Source organism: Salinibacterium sp. G-O1 (assembly GCF_030063305.1).
GTDB lineage: Bacteria > Actinomycetota > Actinomycetes > Actinomycetales > Microbacteriaceae > Rhodoglobus.
The window spans coordinates 1-20,433 of the sequence record NZ_JASISV010000002.1; the positions used below are offsets into that span (position 1 = coordinate 1).

21 protein-coding genes, 1 tRNA gene and 1 rRNA gene are annotated in these 20,433 nt (G+C 64.6%); 19 read left to right on the top strand and 4 right to left on the bottom strand.

Translation table 11 applies throughout. The features are described 5' to 3' along the window. The 18 genes from rrf (at position 1) to QMG83_RS06470 (ending at position 16,318) form a co-directional block, all read left to right on the top strand. Positions 1–116, top strand: a 5S ribosomal RNA gene (rrf, locus tag QMG83_RS06385). Between the two features lie 142 nt (positions 117–258). Then, positions 259–1,275, top strand: a complete 1,017-nt coding sequence (locus QMG83_RS06390) for a tetratricopeptide repeat protein (RefSeq protein ID WP_283504549.1) — start codon at positions 259–261, stop codon at positions 1,273–1,275. Then, on the top strand, positions 1,268–2,272 hold the full coding sequence (locus QMG83_RS06395; protein ID WP_283504550.1) for an HAD-IIA family hydrolase: 1,005 nt from the start codon (positions 1,268–1,270) through the stop codon (positions 2,270–2,272). Before QMG83_RS06390 ends, QMG83_RS06395 begins: the two co-directional genes overlap by 8 nt. A gap of 2 nt (positions 2,273–2,274) precedes the next feature. Beyond that, positions 2,275–2,466, top strand: a complete 192-nt coding sequence (locus QMG83_RS06400) for a hypothetical protein (RefSeq protein WP_283504551.1) — start codon at positions 2,275–2,277, stop codon at positions 2,464–2,466. Beyond that, positions 2,459–3,271, top strand: coding sequence for a TlyA family RNA methyltransferase (locus tag QMG83_RS06405; RefSeq protein ID WP_283504552.1), 813 nt, complete (start codon positions 2,459–2,461; stop codon positions 3,269–3,271). The genes QMG83_RS06400 and QMG83_RS06405 overlap by 8 nt, the downstream gene beginning before the upstream one ends. A 59-nt stretch (positions 3,272–3,330) precedes the next feature. Further along, positions 3,331–4,230, top strand: a complete 900-nt coding sequence (locus tag QMG83_RS06410) for an NAD kinase (protein WP_502949007.1) — start codon at positions 3,331–3,333, stop codon at positions 4,228–4,230. Next, entirely contained in the window at positions 4,227–5,924 is a 1,698-nt protein-coding gene (gene recN, locus QMG83_RS06415; RefSeq protein ID WP_283504554.1) for a DNA repair protein RecN, read from the top strand. Before QMG83_RS06410 ends, recN begins: the two co-directional genes overlap by 4 nt. Before the next feature lie 95 nt (positions 5,925–6,019). Further along, the gene (pyrG, locus tag QMG83_RS06420) at positions 6,020–7,741 is read left to right on the top strand and encodes a CTP synthase (protein WP_283504555.1); all 1,722 of its coding nucleotides are present in this window, start codon (positions 6,020–6,022) and stop codon (positions 7,739–7,741) included. Next, complete coding sequence (locus tag QMG83_RS06425) at positions 7,734–8,384, top strand: NUDIX domain-containing protein (RefSeq protein ID WP_283504556.1); 651 nt, start codon at positions 7,734–7,736, stop codon at positions 8,382–8,384. The genes pyrG and QMG83_RS06425 overlap by 8 nt, the downstream gene beginning before the upstream one ends. Next, the gene (gene xerD / locus QMG83_RS06430) at positions 8,381–9,301 is read left to right on the top strand and encodes a site-specific tyrosine recombinase XerD (RefSeq protein WP_283504557.1); all 921 of its coding nucleotides are present in this window, start codon (positions 8,381–8,383) and stop codon (positions 9,299–9,301) included. Before QMG83_RS06425 ends, xerD begins: the two co-directional genes overlap by 4 nt. Positions 9,302–9,395: 94 nt before the next feature. Then, a complete protein-coding gene (locus tag QMG83_RS06435) occupies positions 9,396–10,283 on the top strand; it encodes a ParA family protein (RefSeq protein ID WP_283504558.1) in 888 nt (295 codons plus the stop codon). Further along, entirely contained in the window at positions 10,267–11,112 is an 846-nt protein-coding gene (locus tag QMG83_RS06440) for a segregation and condensation protein A (protein ID WP_502949008.1), read from the top strand. Before QMG83_RS06435 ends, QMG83_RS06440 begins: the two co-directional genes overlap by 17 nt. Further along, on the top strand, positions 11,102–11,698 hold the full coding sequence (scpB, locus tag QMG83_RS06445; protein WP_283504559.1) for an SMC-Scp complex subunit ScpB: 597 nt from the start codon (positions 11,102–11,104) through the stop codon (positions 11,696–11,698). Before QMG83_RS06440 ends, scpB begins: the two co-directional genes overlap by 11 nt. Continuing rightward, entirely contained in the window at positions 11,698–12,540 is an 843-nt protein-coding gene (locus QMG83_RS06450; protein WP_283504560.1) for a pseudouridine synthase, read from the top strand. Before scpB ends, QMG83_RS06450 begins: the two co-directional genes overlap by 1 nt. After that, positions 12,533–13,624 carry a prephenate dehydrogenase gene (locus QMG83_RS06455; protein WP_283504561.1) on the top strand — a complete coding sequence of 364 codons (1,092 nt, stop codon included), beginning with the start codon at positions 12,533–12,535 and terminating at the stop codon, positions 13,622–13,624. The genes QMG83_RS06450 and QMG83_RS06455 overlap by 8 nt, the downstream gene beginning before the upstream one ends. Next, positions 13,621–14,292, top strand: a complete 672-nt coding sequence (gene cmk / locus QMG83_RS06460) for a (d)CMP kinase (protein ID WP_283504562.1) — start codon at positions 13,621–13,623, stop codon at positions 14,290–14,292. The genes QMG83_RS06455 and cmk overlap by 4 nt, the downstream gene beginning before the upstream one ends. 9 nt (positions 14,293–14,301) lie before the next feature. Next, positions 14,302–15,825 carry a ribosome biogenesis GTPase Der gene (gene der, locus QMG83_RS06465; RefSeq protein WP_283504563.1) on the top strand — a complete coding sequence of 508 codons (1,524 nt, stop codon included), beginning with the start codon at positions 14,302–14,304 and terminating at the stop codon, positions 15,823–15,825. Positions 15,826–15,835: 10 nt separating this feature from the next. Beyond that, on the top strand, positions 15,836–16,318 hold the full coding sequence (locus QMG83_RS06470) for an NUDIX domain-containing protein (RefSeq protein WP_283504564.1): 483 nt from the start codon (positions 15,836–15,838) through the stop codon (positions 16,316–16,318). Positions 16,319–16,521: 203 nt separating this feature from the next. On the opposite strand, the gene QMG83_RS06475 is transcribed toward QMG83_RS06470, so the two are convergent. After that, on the bottom strand, positions 16,522–18,075 hold the full coding sequence (locus QMG83_RS06475; RefSeq protein WP_283504565.1) for an MDR family MFS transporter: 1,554 nt from the start codon (positions 18,073–18,075) through the stop codon (positions 16,522–16,524). Positions 18,076–18,161: 86 nt separating this feature from the next. Here QMG83_RS06475 and QMG83_RS06480 point away from each other — a divergent pair. Beyond that, positions 18,162–18,235: transfer RNA gene (locus tag QMG83_RS06480), tRNA-Pro, on the top strand. A gap of 196 nt (positions 18,236–18,431) precedes the next feature. On the opposite strand, the gene QMG83_RS06485 is transcribed toward QMG83_RS06480, so the two are convergent. From QMG83_RS06485 to QMG83_RS06495, 3 genes are read right to left on the bottom strand one after another with little or no spacing between them, the layout of a single operon-like run. Beyond that, on the bottom strand, positions 18,432–19,664 hold the full coding sequence (locus tag QMG83_RS06485) for a tyrosine-type recombinase/integrase (RefSeq protein WP_283504566.1): 1,233 nt from the start codon (positions 19,662–19,664) through the stop codon (positions 18,432–18,434). Then, entirely contained in the window at positions 19,648–19,866 is a 219-nt protein-coding gene (locus tag QMG83_RS06490; protein ID WP_283504567.1) for a helix-turn-helix transcriptional regulator, read from the bottom strand. Before QMG83_RS06490 ends, QMG83_RS06485 begins: the two co-directional genes overlap by 17 nt. Beyond that, positions 19,863–20,426 carry a hypothetical protein gene (locus QMG83_RS06495; protein ID WP_283504568.1) on the bottom strand — a complete coding sequence of 188 codons (564 nt, stop codon included), beginning with the start codon at positions 20,424–20,426 and terminating at the stop codon, positions 19,863–19,865. Before QMG83_RS06495 ends, QMG83_RS06490 begins: the two co-directional genes overlap by 4 nt. Positions 20,427–20,433: the final 7 nt, after the last annotated feature.

The following is a 20,433-nucleotide window of genomic DNA, read 5'->3' on the forward strand; positions in this document are numbered from 1 at the left end:
TCGGCGGCCATAGCGAGAGGGAAACGCCCGGTTACATTCCGAACCCGGAAGCTAAGACTCTCTGCGCCGATGGTACTGCAAGGGGGACCTTGTGGGAGAGTAGGACACCGCCGGACTTAAATTGTGAAATGGCCACACCCAGTGCTGAAAGGTACTGCGGTGTGGCCCTTTTGCGTTAAGTCACCAATATCCAGTCATTCAGATTTAGGCTCAGGCAAGACTGAAGCAGTCCGCCAAGACCCAGGAAGAGGCAGCATCGTGAGCGATACCCCCAGGCGTGATGGTCCATCCAGAGATGGCCGACCCGCGGGCGGTCGCGCTGGTGCTGGTGGCGCGGGTCGGGGCGGCCCCGACCGTGGGCCAAAGCAGCCATGGTCAAAGCGCACCGAGAGCGACTCGGCGTCAAAGCCGGGGGAGAAGCGACTCTGGACAAAGGGTGGCGCTCCCGCTCGGGGCGATCGTGACGCACGTGAGCGTGAGCTTCCCGAAGACCGCGACCCCTTCGGCATTCGCTCTGTTCGTGCCTATCACGAGGCCCCCGAGATCCCGGATGACGTCACGCCAAAACAGCTGGATCGCGTCGCACTCAACGAGCTGAAGACGCTCAGCAAGGAGAACGCCGAGGGCGTCGCCATGCATCTCGTCATGGCAGCACGACTGATCGATGACGACCCGCAGCTTGCGCACAGCCACGCGATTTCGGCGGCACGCAGAGCCGGCCGGATCGGTGTGGTTCGTGAAACCCTGGCCATCACCGCCTACGCGATCGAAGACTATGCACTTGCGCTTCGGGAACTGCGCACGTACCGCCGGATCACCGGTCGTGACGACCAACTCCCGATGATGGTCGACAGCGAACGCGGTCTGGGCAGGCCGGAGAAGGCTCTCGAACTCGGGCGCTCAGTGTCACGTTCGACGCTTCCCGTGCCCGTTCAGGTTGAGCTCGCGATCGCCATGTCGGGTGCGCGACTGGATCTGAACGACCCGGCCGCTGCGTTGGTCGAACTCGAGATTCCCCAGCTGGATCCGAAGAAGGCGTTCTCGTACAGCCCAGGACTGTTCGATGCATACGCGACTGTGCTCGAGGATCTCGGTCGCACCGATGAAGCCGCTCAGTGGTATTCCCGTGCCGAGCAGGCGGAGAACGCTCTTGACGAGGCGGACGGTGACGACAGCATGATCGAAGTCATCGAAGAGGAGATCGAGGAAACCCCCAGTGATGCAACGCCTACTGAGCCTGTTCAGGCGGACGACGACGACAACGTCGATGACTGATCCTTCGCCGCTGGCGGGGATTGACCTGGTACTTGCTGATCTGGATGGCGTCGTCTACCGCGGGCCGGCTGCATTGCCGCACGCGATCGAGAGCCTCAACCGGATTGGTGAATCTGCGAAGGTCGCGTACATCACCAATAACGCGTCGCGCACAGACGTTTCAGTAGCCGGGCATCTCACCGAGCTCGGTCTCACGGTGGCGCCGGACGACGTCGTGACGTCGCCGCAGGCTGCCGTCAACATTCTGAAGCAGACAGTTGACGCAGGTTCGACCATCCTCGTGGTGGGCGGCGATGGTCTTGTCGATGAGGTGAGCAAGGCCGGATTCGTCGTGACGAGGTCGGCGCTGGATGCTCCGGCCGCCGTAATCCAGGGATTCTCGCCCGAGGTGGGCTGGACGCACCTCGCGGAAGCAGCGTTCGCCCTCAACGGCGACGGTACGACCGGTGACCTGCCATGGATCGCCACCAACACAGACTGGACGATCCCGCAGGCGCGCGGAACCGCCCCTGGCAACGGGACTCTCGTGTCTGCCGTGCACACCGCCGTGGGTCGTTTGCCCGTGGTCGCCGGCAAGCCCGAGGTCGCCATTTTCACCGAGGCGCTCGTCCGGTACGGCTCACAGGCGCCGCTGATGATCGGGGATCGACTCGACACCGACATCCTCGGGGCAAATCGTGCCGGCATTCCTTCAGTGCTGGTTTTGACCGGCATCGATGGGCCAAAGCAGGTTCTGGCCGCGGTCGAGGCAGAGAGACCCACGTTCGTCATCGATGACCTTCGGGGGCTGCACGAGCCGTATCCTGCGACGCAGACTCGCGAGATTGACGGCGGCACGCTCACGATCGTGGGTACCGCCGCAGTTCGTCTGGTCGGCAATGTGCTCACCGTCGACGCCGGCGAGGGGATCGACCTGTTGAGGGCAGGAGCTGCCGCGATCTGGAACTCGGGACTCGCGATCTATGCACTCGACGTGCCACCCGAACTATATTCGTGACCATGAGCGATTCTGCCGAGCACACTGTTGAGCCCACCGGCGACGACGATAATCTCGAATCGAATTCACTGATGTCGCAGCTGAAAGTAATCGAGGATCAACCCCTCGAATCGCGGGCTGCTGCGTTCGTGCAGGTGCACGACCGCCTGCAGCGCAGGCTCGAGGGCGGAGATTCGCCGGCATCCCATGGGTGACTCGGGTCAACGACTCGACGCCGCGCTGGCGAGCCGAGGGCTCGCTCGCTCGCGTACTCATGCGGCGAAGCTGATCGCAGACGGACTGGTCACCGTCGATGGAGCCGCCGTCGTGAAGCCGTCGGCGCAGATCTCCGAGACGCAGGTGATCGCCGTCGCCAGCAGCGACCACTACGTGAGCAGGGCGGCACACAAACTCATTGCGGCGCTGGACAGCTTCGGCGTGGATCCGGCGGGTCGCCTCGCCCTCGACGTCGGTGCATCGACCGGCGGTTTCTCGCAGGTGCTGCTGGAGCGCGGGGCGCGGCACGTGATCGCCCTCGACGTCGGGCATGGCCAGCTCGCGACATCCATTCGTCTGGACGCGAGGGTGACGGTCGTCGAGGGATCGAACGCCAGATACATGACACCTGAGACCCTGGCCGCCGAAAGCGGGCTGGCGGAGACTCCGACCCTCGTCGTCGGCGACCTCTCGTTCATTTCACTGGCCACGGTGCTGCCAGCGCTGGTCACGTCGGTGGGGCTTGCCGCGGACTTCGTCATGTTGGTGAAGCCCCAGTTCGAGGTCGGGCGCACCGGCATCCGGGAAGGAATCGTGCGTGATGCGGGCCTGCGTGACGACGCCGTGATGGGCGTGCTCTGGGCGGCCTGGGATCTTGCGCTGGGGACTGCTGGCGTCATCCCGTCCCCGATCGCGGGAAACTCGGGAAATCACGAGTATGTCGTTTGGCTGAGTGCCGAGGCCGGCAGCAATCCGACAGAATGGACACAGCAGGTTTCTGCGATGACCGTCAATCGCTCGTGACGACTCTGTTTGACCATGAAGGGGCACGCTCCGTGACATCCGACCGGCACATTCTTATCGTGGCGCACACTGGCCGCGACGAGTCGCGTGAGGCCGCCATCAGCGTGTGCAGGCAGCTCATAGAGGGCGGGCTGACGCCGGTGCTGTCGCAGGACGAGTACGCCCACATCCTGGCGGCCGCCCACGATCTGGCACCGATCGCCCTGCTCGGCGACACCGTGCAGATCGGCGACCTCGAGCTGGTCATCGTTCTCGGTGGCGACGGCACGATCCTCAGGGCCGCAGAACTGGCCCGTGGCTGCTCCGCGCCACTGCTCGGTGTGAATCTGGGGCATGTCGGGTTCCTCGCCGAAAGCGAAAAAGAAGATCTCGCCGAGACCGTTGCGCGCGCCCTGGCTCGCGACTATCTCGTCGAAGAGCGCATGACGCTGTCTGTGCGCGTCAAGGTGGACGCCGAGGTTGTGTACGAGACCTGGGCCCTCAACGAAGCGACTGTCGAGAAGGCCAGCAGGGAACGAATGCTCGAGGTCGTCATCGAGGTCGACGGTCGCCCGCTGTCGTCGTTCGGCTGCGACGGCGTCGTGATGTCGACGCCAACAGGGTCAACCGCATACTCCTTCTCCGCCGGTGGGCCGATCGTCTGGCCCAGCCTGGATGCGCTGCTTCTGGTGCCGCTGAGCCCACACGCACTCTTTGCGCGGCCCCTCGTGGTTGGCCCCGATTCGGCGCTCGCCGTCGAGCTCCTCGACCGCACGCAGGGCACGGGCGTGCTCTGGTGTGACGGCCGTCGCACACACGACCTTCCGCGCGGCGCGCGGGTGATCGTTCGGCGCTCGCCCGTGCCGGTGCGCCTCGCACGCCTGTCGCAGGGGCCGTTCACCGATCGACTCGTCAACAAGTTCAACCTTCCCGTCAACGGATGGCGTGGGCCCGCAGACGACGAGGACCAGCGCGCGTGATCGAAGAGATCTCGATCCACAATCTCGGCGTCATCGGGGAGGCCCGACTGCCTCTCGGCCCCGGATTCACCGCTCTCACCGGCGAGACCGGCGCAGGCAAAACCATGATCGTCACCGCACTCGGGCTGCTGCTGGGCGAACGCGCCGACAGCGCTGCCATCCGGTCCGGCAGCCCCCAGGCCGTGGTCGAAGGGCGCTGGCAGATCGACGGCAACGGTGCCGTCGCCGAGCGCGTGCGGGATGCCGGTGGCGACCTCGACGACGGTGAACTGATTTTGAGCAGGTCGATCTCGCAGGAGGGTCGCGGCAGGGCGGTCATCGGCGGGCGAAGTGCGCCGGTCAGTGTGCTCAGTGAGATCGGCCAGCAACTCGTCGTCGTGCACGGCCAGTCCGACCAGGTGCGACTTCGATCATCCACCGCCCAGCGCGAGGCGCTCGACCGGTTCGCCGGCGCTGCCGTAGCGCGAGTGCTGGGCGACTATCAGGACGTTTTCGCCCGGTGGCAGTCGAACCAGAGCCAACTCGACGTGATCGTCGCCGAACGCGATCGACGCGCGCGGGAGGCCGATGAACTGCGCGACGCCATGGCAGAGATCGAGGCTGCGGCGGCCACGCGCGGGGAAGACCGCGAACTCACCGAACGTGCAGACCGGCTCAGCAACCTGGAGGAACTGCGCCGGGCAGCGGGGGAGGCGCACGATGTGCTGTCGTCCGAAGCCTCGGATGACTCCACCGACGTCGTGGGCCTGCTGACCGCAGCACGCCGCCAACTTGAGCGCGTGGCCGACCACGACACGGCACTCGCGTCGATAGCGGTGACGGTTGCCGAGGCATCCATCGCGGTCACCGAGATTTCGGGCGAGCTGTCACGCTACCTCGCGACCCTCGACGCCGACGGCGCACGCGACCTCGAGGTCGTCAACGAGCGACGCGCCCAACTGAACGCGCTGGTGCGCAAGTATGGGCCCACCCTCGATGACACCCTCGACTATCTCGACACGGGAAGCAGCCGGCTGCTGGAACTCGACAGCGATTCGTCGCGCATCGAGTCGCTGCGGGTCGAGGTCGAAGCCGATCGCACCAGCGTCATCGAGCTTGCCGAGCGACTCAGCGAGGTACGCACCAGCTTCGGCAACACCCTGGCCGAACGCGTGACGGCCGAACTGGCTGCCCTCGCCATGGCCAACGCCGAGGTGATGGTTGTCGTCGAGAACCGGCCGGATTACTCCCACACGGGCAAAGACCAGGTCTCGATCCTGCTGAAACCCCACTCCGGAGCAGACCCGCGGCCACTCGGCAAAGGCGCCAGCGGTGGCGAACTGTCGAGGGTGATGCTCGCGATCGAGGTCGTCATCGCCGGGAACGATCCGGTGCCCACCTTCATTTTCGACGAGATCGACGCTGGGGTCGGTGGCGCGTCGGCGATCGAAGTGGGCAGCCGGCTCGCACAGCTGAGCCGCACGGCCCAGGTCATCGTGGTCACCCACCTCGCGCAGGTTGCGGCCTTTGCGACGAACCATTTGCAGGTGAGCAAGGACAACGACGGCGAAGTGACCGCGTCGAGCGTGACCCAACTGCAGGGCGACGAACGAATTTCCGAGATGGCACGGCTGCTTTCCGGCCTCCCGGATTCCGAGAGTGGCCTTGCACATGCCCGCGAATTGCTGGATATCGCGCAACAGCTTCAGCGGTAGTGCGTGCAGCCCGCGGCTCATCCGATCCGATGCATCCGTCACCAATATGCCCGAGTCGCCCCGAGGCGTTCGCATCAGGGATAAGATGAAACCCCGTGGTGGATAACTCGGAGCAGTTCGTAACTAAGCACATTTTCGTCACCGGTGGAGTCGTCTCCTCCCTCGGTAAGGGGCTCACGGCTGCCAGTCTCGGCAACCTGCTCACAGCACGAGGCGTTCGTGTGGTCATGCAGAAGCTTGACCCCTATCTGAACGTCGACCCTGGCACGATGAATCCGTTCCAGCACGGCGAGGTCTTTGTCACCGACGACGGTGCAGAGACCGACCTCGACATCGGCCACTACGAGCGATTCCTCGACATCAACCTCGACCAGGCCGCAAACGTCACGACCGGGCAGATCTACTCGCAGGTGATCGCGAAGGAACGTCGCGGCGAATACCTGGGCGACACCGTGCAGGTCATCCCGCACATCACTGACGAGATCAAGCGCAGGATGCGCCTTCAGGCCCAGCCCGGCCCGCACGGCGAGCAGGCGCCCGACGTGATCATCACCGAGATCGGCGGCACGGTCGGCGACATCGAGAGCCAGCCCTTCATCGAGTCTGCACGCCAGGTTCGCCACGAGCTCGGCCGCAAGAACGTGTTCTTCGTGCACGTGTCGCTGGTGCCATACATGAATGCGTCCGGCGAGCAGAAGACGAAGCCGACGCAGCATTCGGTGGCGGCGCTCAGGTCGATCGGCATCCAGCCGGATGCCCTGGTTCTGCGCTCGGATCGCCCGGTCTCCGACAGCAACAAGCGCAAGATCGCACTCATGTGCGACGTGGATGAAGACGCCGTCGTCAACGCGGTCGACGTTCCGTCGATCTACGACATCCCCACGATGCTTCACGATCAGGGCCTCGACGCCTACATCATCGATCAGCTGGGGCTCACGGCATCCGACGTCAACTGGGATGGCTGGAGTGAACTGCTCACCGCCGTGCACGAACCCAGGCACGAGGTCACGATCGGTCTGGTCGGCAAGTACATCGACCTGCCAGATGCCTACCTCTCCGTTACTGAAGCACTGAAGGCCGGCGGTTTCGCGCAGTCCACGAAGGTCAAGATCCGCTGGGTGCCATCGGATGAGTGTGAATCGCACGAGGGCGCAGCACGGATGTTGAGCGACCTCGACGGCATCGTCGTCCCCGGCGGTTTCGGTGTTCGCGGTATCGAGGGCAAGCTCGGCGCACTCAAGTTTGCGCGCGAAAACGGGCTACCCACCCTCGGACTCTGCCTCGGGCTGCAGTGCATGGTCATCGAGTACGCGCGGGATGTCGCGGGTCTGGCCGGCGCCTCATCGTCAGAGTTCGACCCTGACACCGAATTCCCGGTCATCGCGACGATGGCGGAACAGGTCGACATCATCACCAGCGGCGACATGGGCGGAACCATGCGCCTTGGACTCTACGAGGCCGCGCTCACGCCCGGCTCGATCGTCGCCGAACTCTATGGCGCGACAACCATCGCCGAACGCCACCGTCACCGCTACGAGGTCAACAACGCCTACCGTGAGCAGATCGGCGCGGCGGGCCTGAACTTCAGCGGAATCTCCCCGGACCGCACACTCGTCGAGTTTGTGGAGCTGCCGCGCGACGTGCACCCGTTCTATGTCGCCACCCAAGCGCACCCAGAGCTGCGCTCGCGACCCAACCACGCGCATCCACTCTTCCGCGGTTTGATCACCGCAGCCCTTGAGCGCCAGCAGGCGAGCAGGCTCTTCGAGGTCACCGAAAGCACCGATGACGCAGGCGTGCCCACAGTCAATGCGTGATACCGAAAGCGCCCCGGCCGGGCTCTCCGACGACGCCGTCGAGCCCGTGGTGCTGTCGAGCGACGTGACCTTCGACGGCAAGGTCTGGGATATTCGGCGTGAGGTATTCGAACTCGATGGCCACGAGGTCACTCGTGAGTTCATGGATCATCCTGGGGCAGTCGCCGTGCTGCTGCTCGACGATGACGACCGCGTGCTGGTGATCAAGCAATACCGCCATCCCGTGCGATCCCGGGACTGGGAGCTGCCGGCCGGCCTGCTCGACATCGCGGGGGAGTCGCCGCTCCTGGCGGCCCAACGCGAACTTGCCGAAGAGGTCGACAAGGTTGCCGACCGTTGGGATCTCCTGGCCGATTTCATGACGTCTCCCGGCGGAAGCAACGAGGTGTTGCGGGTCTACCTGGCCCGGGGTGTGAGCGAAGCGCCCGAGGTCTTCGAACGTACCGAGGAGGAAGCGGGCATCGAGGTGCGCTGGGTTCCCCTCGACGACCTGGTCGACGCCGTACTCGCACGGGATATTCAGAACTCGATCCTGGTCATCGCCGTGCTCGCCGCAGCAGCCGGTCGCGCTCGCGGCTGGTCGACCCTCGGAGACGCCGAAGCGCCGATGAGCCGACATCCCCTGGAGCGCTCGCTCCGATGAACTCCGGGGCCGTCAGCATCGCGGTCGCCGTTGACCGCTACCTGCGTCACGTCTCGATCGAGCGCGGGCTGTCCGCGAACACACTGCAGGCGTACCGCCGCGACCTTGAGGCCTACTCCGCGCTGCTTGCCGCCCGAGGCGTCCTGGTTGCCTCGGCGATCTCGGCACAGGATGTCGCGGCCTTCGCCCACGAGCTGCGCACACGGGCCGAGCGACCGCTGAGCGCGTCATCCACCGCCCGAATGTTGTCGTCAGTGCGCAGCTGGCACCGGTTTTTGCTTGACGAGTCGATGGTTGAGGTGGATGTCGCGGCGGAGGTGAAACCACCGAAGCAGTCGATGAGGCTGCCCAAAGCCATCTCGATCGAGCAGATGGAGTCGGTGCTCGCGGCCACGGATGGGGATGACCCGCAAGCGCTGCGTGACAAGGCTCTGCTCGAACTGCTCTATGCGACGGGCGCCCGAATCTCGGAGGCCGTGGCCCTGAATGTCGACGATCTGGTTGACGGCGACATCGTGAGGCTGTTTGGCAAGGGCAGTAAGCAACGCATCGTGCCGCTGGGCAGCTTCGCCCGGGCTGCGATCGACGCGTATCTCGTGCGCGCGCGACCGACGTTTTCTGCGCGCGGCACCGCAACCCCCGCGTTGTTTCTTGGTGCACGCGGGCACCGGGTGTCACGGCAGAACGCGTGGCTCATCATCAGGGCGGCGGCGGAGCGGGCCAAGCTCGGCCTCGAGATTTCGCCGCACACGTTTCGCCACTCGTTCGCGACTCACCTCCTGGCCGGCGGGGCCGACGTGAGGGTCGTCCAGGAGCTGTTGGGTCACTCCTCGGTGGCGACCACCCAGATCTACACCATGGTCACGGCCGACACCCTGCGGGACATGTACACGACGGCCCATCCTCGGGCGCGTTGACGCCACTTAACCTTCAACCTCTGGTAGAGACGAACCGCGCGCGTCGCGTGCGTCGCAACACGGGCACCCAAAACCGGCGCCGTACAGTAGAACCATGACAGCGCACAGGGATGATACGGCGGTGCTGACTGGCATGGAAGCGCCGGCAAAGGGCCCCACGGGCCGACTGCTCCGAACCTTCGCTGAACCGCCGGAGTTGAAGGGCCACGGGCCCGCCCGCATCATCTCCCTCTGCAACCAGAAGGGTGGCGTCGGCAAGACCACGACGACCATCAACCTCGGTGCCGCGCTCGCCGAACTGGGTCGCCGTGTGCTCGTGATCGACTTCGACCCGCAGGGCGCGCTTTCGGCCGGCCTCGGGGTCACCACCCACGACGTGCCGACGATCTATGACCTGCTGCTCGGCACCGTGAAGAACCCGGCCGAAGCGATCGTGCACACGAAGTACCCGAACCTCAACATCATCCCGGCGAACATCGACCTGTCTGCCGCAGAAGTTCACCTCGTCAACGAGGTGGCACGCGAGACGATTCTGGCTCGGGTGCTGCGCAAGATCAGCGACCAGTACGACGTCATCCTGATCGACTGCCAGCCATCGCTGGGGCTGCTCACGGTGAACGCTCTCACGGCGGCACACGGCGTTCTGATCCCGCTGGAGTGCGAGTTCTTCGCGCTGCGCGGGGTGGCGCTGCTGGTCGAGACGATCGAGAAGGTTCAGGATCGGCTCAACCCGGCCATCACGCTCGACGGAATCCTGGCCACCATGTACGACTCCCGCACCCTGCACTCCCGCGAGGTTCTCGACCGTGTCGTCGAAACGTTCGGAGACAGCGTTCTCGAGACGGTCATTGGCCGTACCGTGAAGTTCCCGGACGCAAGCGTCGCCGGCGCGCCGATCACGACTTTCGCCCCTGAGCACGCCGCATCACACGCGTACCGCCAGTTGGCCAGAGAACTGATCGCCCGTGGCGCTGTCGCCTGACGGCGTCGGAGTCGGGCACGTGGTTGGTGCCGAGCAAACGGAGCCGGTGTCCGGCTTCTCAGTCAGCCTGACCAACTACAACGGGCCATTCGACCTTCTTCTCTCGCTCATCGCCAAGCATGAGCTCGACATCACCGAAGTGTCGCTCTCAAAAATCACCGACGAATTCATCTCCTACCTCCGCGGCCTCGATTCGGCGGCGGAGCTCGACCAGGCCACCGAGTTTCTCGTGGTGGCCGCCACTCTGCTCGACCTGAAGGTCGCAGGCCTGCTTCCGCAGGGCGAGTTGGTGGACGCCGAGGATGTGGCCCTCCTCGAGGCGAGAGACCTCCTCTTCGCGCGACTGTTGCAGTACCGCGCTTTCAAGGAGGCCGCCCAATGGTTCTCCGGCCGGCTGGACACCGAATCGACCCGGCACGTCCGAGCCGTTCGGCTTGAAGAGAAGTACCGCAAGCAGACGCCCGAGCTGGTGTGGACGCTGACGCTTGACGACTTCGCTGCCATCGCGTCGCTCGCCTTTGCGCCACGCGAGATCCCCTCGGTCGGTCTCGACCACCTGCACGCTCCTCTCGTATCCATCAGGGAGCAGGCGGCCTACGTGGTGGCCATGTTGCGGCGCGGGGAGACAATGACGTTCCGCCAGCTGATTGCGGGCGCGGACCAGAAGGGCGTCGTCATTGCGCGCTTCCTCGCCGTGCTCGAGCTGTACCGTGGAGCGTTCATCGGATTCGATCAGATCGAACCGCTGGGCGAGCTGAACATCCACTGGTCTGCCGCCCACTGGACCGACGACAGCCTCGCAAACCTGGGGAGCGACTATGGACACTGAGACAGCAGAGATCGACACGACAGAGGACGTTGCGGTCGACATCGAGCGCAGCATCGAAGCGATCATGACGGTCGCGGACGAGCCGCAGTCCGTTGTTTCCCTCGCGACCTCGCTCGGAGTGCCGATGACGGCCGTGCGGCAGGCGATCGAGCGACTGGTCACCGACTACGACGGAGGCAACGGTGGAGCCCGGCGCGGGTTCGAACTGCGTGAGGTCGGCGGCGGATGGCGCGTCTACGTGCGCCCCGAGCATGACGACGCCGTGCGCGAATTCGTGCTCACCCAAAACCCGACGAGGCTCAGCCAGGCCGCGCTCGAAACTCTCGCCGTGATCGCCTACAAGCAGCCGATCAGCCGCGGGGCCGTGGCATCCATTCGCGCCGTCAACGTCGACTCGGTGGTGCGAACCCTGCTCGGCCGTGGGCTCATCACCGAAGCCTTCACCGACAACGAGACTGGCGCGATCCACTACGAGACCACCGACATTCTTCTCACCCAGCTCGGGATCAATTCGATCGACGAGCTTCCCCACATCTCTCCGCTGCTCGAAGATGGAGCAGACGGTTTTTCAACGGCGGGAGCCTGATGAACAACACCACCGAACGTGACGCACCCAACCCCGAGGGCGAGCGACTGCAGAAAGTCATGGCAGCGGCTGGCGTGGCGTCGCGCCGCGTATCCGAAGACCTGATCGCCCAGGGTCGTGTCACCGTCAACGGTGAGATCGTCACCGAGCCAGGACGACGCGTGCTGTCGACAGACCGGGTGACGGTCGACGGCACAGCCATTCAGCTCGACACGACGAAGCGCTACGTCATGCTGAACAAGCCCATCGGCGTGGTCAGCTCAATGCTGGATGAGGCCGGGCGGCCAGACCTGCGCGAATTCACTCGCGATTACGAGGAGCGCCTCTTCAACGTGGGACGCCTCGATGCCGGAACCTCCGGTCTCCTCGTGCTCACCAACGACGGTGAGCTCGCGCACGTGCTCGCTCATCCGTCATTTGGGGTGTCGAAAACCTACATCGCCAAAGTGTCGGGATCCGTCAGCGCGCAGACCGTCAGCAAGCTGACCAAGGGCATCGAACTCGACGACGGCCCCATTCATGCCGACAAGGCGCGAGTGCTGGGGGCGGCATCCGGCGGCGCATCCATGGTCGAGATCACACTGCACTCCGGTCGCAACCGGATCGTGCGCAGGATGCTCGACGCCGTCGGTCACCCTGTGCTCGAGTTGGTGCGCCGCCAGTTCGGTCCACTCCACCTCGGGTCACTTCCAGCGGGACGCACCCGTGACCTCACGAAGGCCGAGTTGGGGGAGCTGTTGACCATTTCGCGCGGCGGCGAGGACGCTGCCGCATCGGACGCTGAGGCGGAAGCCGCCGAGGTAGCAGACGACGCCGAGACCGAGAGTGATTCTCGTGGCTGATCGCAGGCTCGACGGTCCGGTGAGGATCGTCGGTGCCGGGTTGCTCGGGGCGAGCATCGGCCTCGCGATGAGGGAACGCGGCGTCGACGTCATCCTCGATGACATCTCACCGTCTGCACTCGAACTCGCCATCGACTACGGCGCCGGTCGCGCTGGCGTCGACGGCGACGAGCCCGAACTCATCGTCGTGTGTGTTCCGCCAGACGTCGTCGCTCGCGTTGTTGCCGCAGAGCTCGCCGCGCATCCACAGGCACTGGTCACGGATGTCGCGAGCGTGAAGGTCGCGCCGCTGGAAGAACTGCGCACCCTCGGGGTTGACTTGTCGCGCTACATCGGCTCACATCCGATGGCCGGTCGAGAGCGCGGCGGTGCCATCTCGGCCCGTGCTGACCTCTTCATCGGGCGACCCTGGGTTATCGCCGGCCATGACGACATCAGCTATCGCGGCGCGGCCAAGGTCGAGCAACTCGCCCTCGACCTCGGCGCCCTGCCCATCGAGATGAGCGCGGATGAGCACGACCGTAACGTCGCACTCGTTTCCCACGCCCCCCAGGTGGTCGCGTCGTTGCTGGCCCGCCGGCTGGGAGGCGCGACGGAATCCGCCGTGTCACTCGCGGGCCAAGGGCTGCGTGACACCACGCGAATCGCGTCCAGCGAGCCCGAACTGTGGGTGCAGATCCTGGGTGCCAACGCCGAGCCCGTCGTCGGGATTTTGCGGGCGTTGCGGGACGATCTCGACGGCATGATCGCCGCCCTCGAGCAGCCGAAGGCGCCGGGTTCGCGTCGCGCGATCGCCGAGTCGCTTGCTGGTGGCAACGCGGGCGTGGCTCGCATCCCGGGCAAGCACGGCCAGGCGAACCACTACAGCCAGATCGTGGTCAACGTGGATGACGTTCCGGGGGAGGTAGCTCGACTGCTCACCGAGATCGGCGAGGCCGGGGTCAACATGGAAGACCTCCGGCTCGAGCACTCGCCAGGCGCCCAGATCGGCTTCGCCGAAATCTCCGTGCTGCCGGAAGTGGAAGAACGACTCGCCACCGAGCTGGCTGCCCGGGGCTGGAAGATTGCGGGAGCTTTCGCATGAGTGCAGTAGTGGTGGCCGTCGATGGCCCGGCGGGCAGCGGCAAGTCCAGCGTTTCTAAGGCGACAGCGGCAAGCCTCGGCTTTTCCTACCTCGACACGGGCGCTGCGTATCGGGCGTTGGCCTGGTACTGCCTCGAGCGGGGGATCGACACCCATGGCGGTGACGACCTGGTGGAGTCGCTGTCCGGATTCGAGTATTCGATCGGCACCGACCCGGCCGACTACTTCGTGAGGGTGGGCGACGACGACGTGACCCACGACATCCGGGAGCCGCGGGTGACCAAGATCGTGAGCAGTGTGGCGAAGGTGCCAGAGGTGCGCCAGTACCTCGTTGACCTGTTTCGGGGCATCATCGCGAGCAACACGAGCGAGGGCATCATCGTCGAGGGGCGCGACATCACGACCGTTGTGGCGCCGGATGCCTTGGTGCGGATTCTGCTCACAGCATCGGAAGAAGCTAGAATGGGCAGGCGTTCTGCTGAACTCACCGGGGTTGACGCCTCGACCACAGCACGGGAGCTCAGTTCCCGGGACGCGCAGGATTCGCGTGTCGTGGACTTCATGAACGCCGCAGATGGTGTGACCACCATCGATTCCACCGATCTCGACTTCGACCAGACCGTACAGGCTGTCGTGAGTCTCGTGCATTCGAGTATGCAGAACACGTAAGGAAAACCCATGGCTGACGACACCGCCTCGACAGATAAAGACGACTTCCCGAACATCGATGAGGCGCTCGCCGAACGGATCCGGGGAATCGACGACGAGGAGGGTGCGCAACGCGCGAACGCGCTGCGGCAGGGGCTTTCCGACTACGACCTCGATGACGAAGACTTCGGCATCCTTGAGCTCGCGAACGACGATCCGGATGCGATCGTCTACCTGCCGGCGCTGCCAGTGCTCGCGATCGTCGGTCGACCCAACGTAGGAAAGTCCGCGCTCGTCAACCGCATCATCGGCCGCCGTGAGGCCGTCGTGCAGGACACCCCCGGGGTCACGCGTGACCGCGTCAACTACAAGGCCGAGTGGGCCAACCGCCAGTTCACCATCGTCGACACCGGCGGATGGGAGCCGGATGCCAAGGGCATCAACGCCTCCGTTGCTGCTCAGGCCGAGATCGCTATTGACCTGGCCGACGCCGTGCTGTTTGTCGTCGACGCCACGGTGGGTGCGACATCCACTGATGAGCACGTCGTTCGCATGCTTCGCGCCACCAAGAAGCCCGTGATTCTCGTCGGCAACAAGGTCGACGACGTTCACCAGGAATCGGATGCCGCTGCGCTCTGGTCTCTCGGACTGGGCGAGCCGTGGGCCGTGTCTGCGGTGCACGGTCGCGGCGTTGCCGACCTGCTCGACCACGTGCTGACGATTCTCCCCGAGATCTCGACCGTCGCGAAAGAAGAAGTCGGCGGACCGCGCCGGGTTGCCATCCTCGGCAAGCCGAACGTCGGAAAGTCGAGCCTGCTCAACAAGACCGCGGGGGAGGAGCGGGTCGTCGTCAACGAGATGGCCGGCACCACTCGCGACCCTGTCGACGAGCAGATCGAGCTGGGCGGCAAGTTCTGGCGTTTCGTCGACACCGCGGGCATCCGTCGCCGCGTGAACCTCACCCAGGGTGCCGACTTCTACGCCACACTGCGCACCTCGGCCGCGCTGGAGAAGGCCGAAGTTGCTGTCGTCGTCATCGACGTCTCTGCGCCGATCACCGTGCAGGACCTCAAGATCGTCGACCTGGTGCTTGAATCAGGCCGAGCCCTCGTGCTCGCGTACAACAAGTGGGATCTGCTCGACGACGAGCGCCGCGTGTACCTCGAACGCGAGATCGAGCAGGACCTGTCGCACGTGGCATGGGCCCCGCGCGTGAACATCTCGGCCAAGACCGGGCGTCACCTCGAGAAGCTCGTACCGGCCCTCGAGCTCGCGCTCGCATCGTGGGACACGCGTATCCCCACCGGAAAGTTCAACGCGCTGCTCGCCGAGCTCACGCAGGAGCACCCGCACCCAGTGCGCGGTGGCAAGCAGCCGCGCATCCTGTTCGGAACCCAGGCCGCGTCGCGCCCGCCGACATTTGTGCTGTTCACCACCGGATTCCTCGACCCGCAGTACCGACGGTTCATTACGCGTCGTCTGCGCGAGATCTTTGGTTTCGAGGGCAGCCCGATCAACGTGAACATGCGCGTACGCGAGAAGCGCAAGCGCTAACGTCGAAGGTATGAAACTTCCCCCCAACGGCCTCCAGCGCCGGCCCCACGGGCCCGGCGATGAGTGGGTCTATGGCGAAAATGGGGAGAAGTTTTGGGGCAGTTTTGGCGCCGCTGGGCTGCTGGTCTGGCATCGACCTCGCGGGGTTTTGCTGCAGCACCGTGCCATTTGGAGCCACTTCGGTGGCACTTGGGGGCTACCCGGTGGTGCGCTCAAGCCGAACGAGGGCGCGATCGACGGCGCCATGCGCGAGGCCAATGAGGAAGCGGGCGTCGACCCTCAAGTGCTGCGCGTGATGTTTTCCACCGTGCTGGACAAGCAGGTGTGGACCTACACGACGGTCGTGGTCGAGGCCATGACGGAGTTCGAGCCGGTCATCGGCGACGCGGAGAGTGTCGCGCTGGCATGGGTGCCTCTGGCTGACGTGGAGAAACTGCCGCTGCACCCGGGATTCGGTGCAAGCTGGGTCGACCTCAGGTCGCGGCTCGTCTAACCGTCCGCGCCACCCACCGCCCAACCCTTGCCCGCCATCTTTACGTGCCACCTTCGGAAATTCAGGAAATCGGCGCGGTGGTGGTGAGCAGGTGTCCGCAGTTTCGCGGCGGCCGCAGAGCCCGCCGGCGGATTTCCTGAATTTCCGAAGGGGAACGCCGAGAGGTCCCGTGCGCTGGGCGCGGATGTGCCCACGCTGTGCGGCTAGTGACCTGCTGGTGCGCCCGCCGGAGCGAGCGCCGGGTCTGGCCGGGGCACGAAGAACGCGGCGACGATCGCGAGAAGCGACAGGATCGCTCCGGCCATGAACGCCGATTGCACACCGCTCGCGAGTGCTGCCGTTTCGGAAACACCGGTACGGGTGGCTGCCAGCGATCCGATTGTGTATAGCGCGATGAAGAGCGCGGTGCCGGCCGCTCCGGCGAGTTGCTGCACGGTGGCGACGGTGGCACTTCCCGCGGCGTAGAGGTGCGGCTTCAGGGATCCGAGTGACGTGGTGAACAGCGGGGTGAAGGTGAACGCGAGGCCCAGACCCAGACCAAGGTACGCGACGAGAACAAGCTGCCATGGGGTGTTCTCGTTGAACATCGCGAGGCTCCACAGAGCGGCACTGACAACGATCGTGCCGGGGACAATGAGTGGGCGCGGCCCGACCTTGTCAAACAGTCGGCCGACGAAGGGGGCGAGGACGCCCATGAGCGCGCTGCCGGGGAGCAGGATCAGGCCAGTCTGCAGCGGTTCGAGCAGCAGCACATCCTGAATGTAGATCGGAAGCAGGATGATGGTGCCGAACAGGGCACCCATCAGCATCACCATCAGCGCTATCGAGACCGAGAAGCCACGCGACTTGAAGGTGCGAAGGTCGAGGAATGCGCGGTCTCCGCGCTGCAGGACGAGCTGGCGCAGGATGAACAACCCCAGCGCGACGCCTCCGACGGCGATCGGAATCCACGGGGCGACGACGGAGTTGCCCGCAGCGGCTTCACCCAGGCTGCTCAGCCCAAATATCAGGCCGCCGAAAGCAAACGCCGAGAGCACGACCGAGAGTGAGTCGAGCGGCACCTTGCGTGGTTCCGTGACGTTCTGCACGCGAGCCGCGCCGAGTGCCAGCGCGGCGATGGCGATGGGCAGCACGAGGATGAAAATGAATCGCCAGTCGAACACGCTAAGAATCAGCCCGGACACGGTCGGGCCGACAGCTGGTGCCACGGAGATAACCAGTGAGATGTTTCCCATGGTGCGGCCGCGGGAGTGTGGCGGCACCAGCGTCATGACGGTGGTCATCAGGAGCGGCATCATGATCGCGGTGCCGCTGGCCTGCACGATTCTTGCGATGAGCAGGATTTCGAATCCCGGAGCGATCGCCGCAATCGCAGTTCCAGCGCTGAAAAGGGTCATGGCCAGGATGAACACCGTCCGGGTGCTGAGCCTTTGCATGATGAAGCCGGTGGTGGGGATGACGACCGCCATCGTCAACATGAACGCGGTGGAAAGCCACTGGGCCGTGCTCGCCGAGATGTTGAGATCTTCCATCAGGCGCGGAATCGCGACGCCGATGATGGTCTCGTTCAGGATTACGACGAAGGTCGCCACCAGCATGAGGTTTATGACCAGGCTGTTGCGTTTGCTGTGGTCTGGCGTCGGTGTGCCCGCGACCGTGTCGGTAGAAATAGCGTTGTCGGTCACAAAATTCCTGTCGGTGAAATCGGAGGGAGTCGCAGGCAGCCCGGCCGGCTCGGAAGTATACGTTGTAAACATTGTGCATCATGCGTGCGTCATTGCGCCACAGGCTGCCAGATGAATTTCTCGGAGCTCTGGAACAGGCTAAGCTATTCGAGTTGTCACGGGCTGTGGCGCAGCTTGGTAGCGCACGTGACTGGGGGTCACGGGGTCGCAGGTTCAAATCCTGTCAGCCCGACAGAAAATCCCTGATGAGAAGCAATTTTCATCAGGGATTTGTTGTTTCTGAACGTCGTTTTCTCTGGTCCCCCTCTGGTCCCCCTGGACAGGTAGGCGGGGTCGACCTGTGGATGGCAGTATACGTCGCGATGCCCTGTCTGTGGATAAGGGGACCAAAAGGGGACCAGAACGGTGGAAACCCACGACTGAGCCGCTCACAGTCCGCGTCCTGTGCCTTGCCGTGGCCATCCTGAAGCGTTCGGGCGGGCGTCTCTGCTGAGGAAGGCGTTGGCCTGCTCCGCGGCGGAGGCGAGGTGACGGTCATCGGGGTGAAGATAGCCGCGAGTGGTCTCGATGGAGGCGTGCCCGAGGATCTCTTGGAGGACATGCAGGGGGACCCCGGCGTCGGCGAGCCAGGTGGCGCCGGTGTGCCGGAGGCCGTGGCGGGTGAGGTTGGGCAGGCCGAGGTCAGCAACAACTTGGTCCCAGCTGGTGGCATCGCGAACAGTGGCCGTCGTGAGGAAGCCGCCACGCGGGCCGACGAGGAGTGGTGCGTCCGGCTGCTTGAACGCGCAGAGTCGTTTCAGGACCGGCCGGAGTGGATCGAGAATCGGCACGCGACGCTCTTTGCGGCTCTTGGTCGGCTTCGTGATCAGGCCGCCTCGTCCGGGGAAGACCTGCCTTCGAATGATGACGAGGTTCTTTGTGAAGTCGACGTCTCCGACTTGAAGTCCGGAGACTTCGGACGAGCGAGCCGCCAGCAGGGCGGCGAGCATCACGAAGTCTGAATAGGACTGGTGGACGGCGCCGCAGGCGGAGGCGAGCTGATTCAGCTTCTGCAGGTCTGGGATCGCGTGCGCGCGCGGGGCGGCATCTTCGGCGGGTTGAATTCGGAACGCGTTTCGGTGAAGACTGCGCTTCGCCCGGTGTTTGGCGGGATTGATTGTGATCAGGCCGTCGCGAACGGCTTCGTCGAGTACCCGTACGAGTGGGGCGATGGTGTTCTTGATCGTCGATGCGCCGTACTTCTTCTCCCAGTCATCGATCGTGCGGTCGATCATTCCGGCGGTGATCTGCGCGACGGGTAGATGGCCAAGTGCTGGGAGCACTCGTAGTCGAAGACCGTAGCGGTAGTTGTCTCCGGTGGAGGTCATGTCGAGGCCGCGTGCCCATCGATCGTCGATTGAGGTGAAGAACTCCAGCAGCGTCATGGAGACGTCCATTCCCTTGACCGAAGAGTTCCGGAGCGTTTCGAAGAATGCCCGTGCGGTTGCCTCGTCCTTGACGATCTCGGTACGGATCACGCGCTGCTTGGTGAGCGGATCGGTCCAGCGTGCCCGCGCTCGAATTCCGTAGGAACGTCGTTCCATATCGGTGGAGATCCTCACCCCGATCGGCGGCACCGGACGGGGTGAGGACTCCGGCAGATGTTCAGCTGGACGCGCCATGGTGCGGCTCCAAGTTCTGAAGCCACTCGTCGATCGTTTCGAGCCGGTATCGGGCGATACCGCCGAGCTTGATGAAGGGTGGCCCGGTCTCCGCGGAGCGCCATCGAGACAACGTCGACTCGGAGACTTTCAGGTACGAGGCGACCTCTCGGCTATCCAGCAATGGCGAGACTGGCGTGGTCGCGTCGGTCGAGACATTCATGATTCATCCAGCGGAGGGTCGCCGAGCGAACGGTAGAACTCGTCCTCGGCTGCTTGACGTCGCTGAACGTCGTCAACGACGAACTCGACGAAGTCGGCTTCTCGGTTGGTGACCATCGATTCTTCGGAGGGAGTCGGCGGCTCTTCGCCGGGCCAGGCGGCTTGCCGAGTGGGGCGATCACGATCGAGCCGAGTCCCGCAGGTAGCTACCCAATCCCGCAGGCGGAGGCGAGCGTCCGCGAAGTCGCGATGCCACCCCAGCGGTGCGGATCCGTTTTGGTTGGGATCGTAGGCGCATAGCCAGTGCAGGTGCAGCGCTGACAGCTCCCAGAGAAGTTCGGGATGACGATGCCAGTAGGGCGGGATCACTGCTGCCGGGAGTCCGTAGGTTCGGCGAAGCCAGTCGATCCAGCGATTCAGTTCCAACCACTCGACCTCCGCGTCGTTCGCGGTGAGGAGATTCCAGTTGATCGGATGCGGTGGTTCAGCGACGAATGATTCGTCGTAATCATCCGCGTCGCGCCCTTCGTGTGCTTCGGGGCTGGGGATGAAGTCAGTCACGATGACC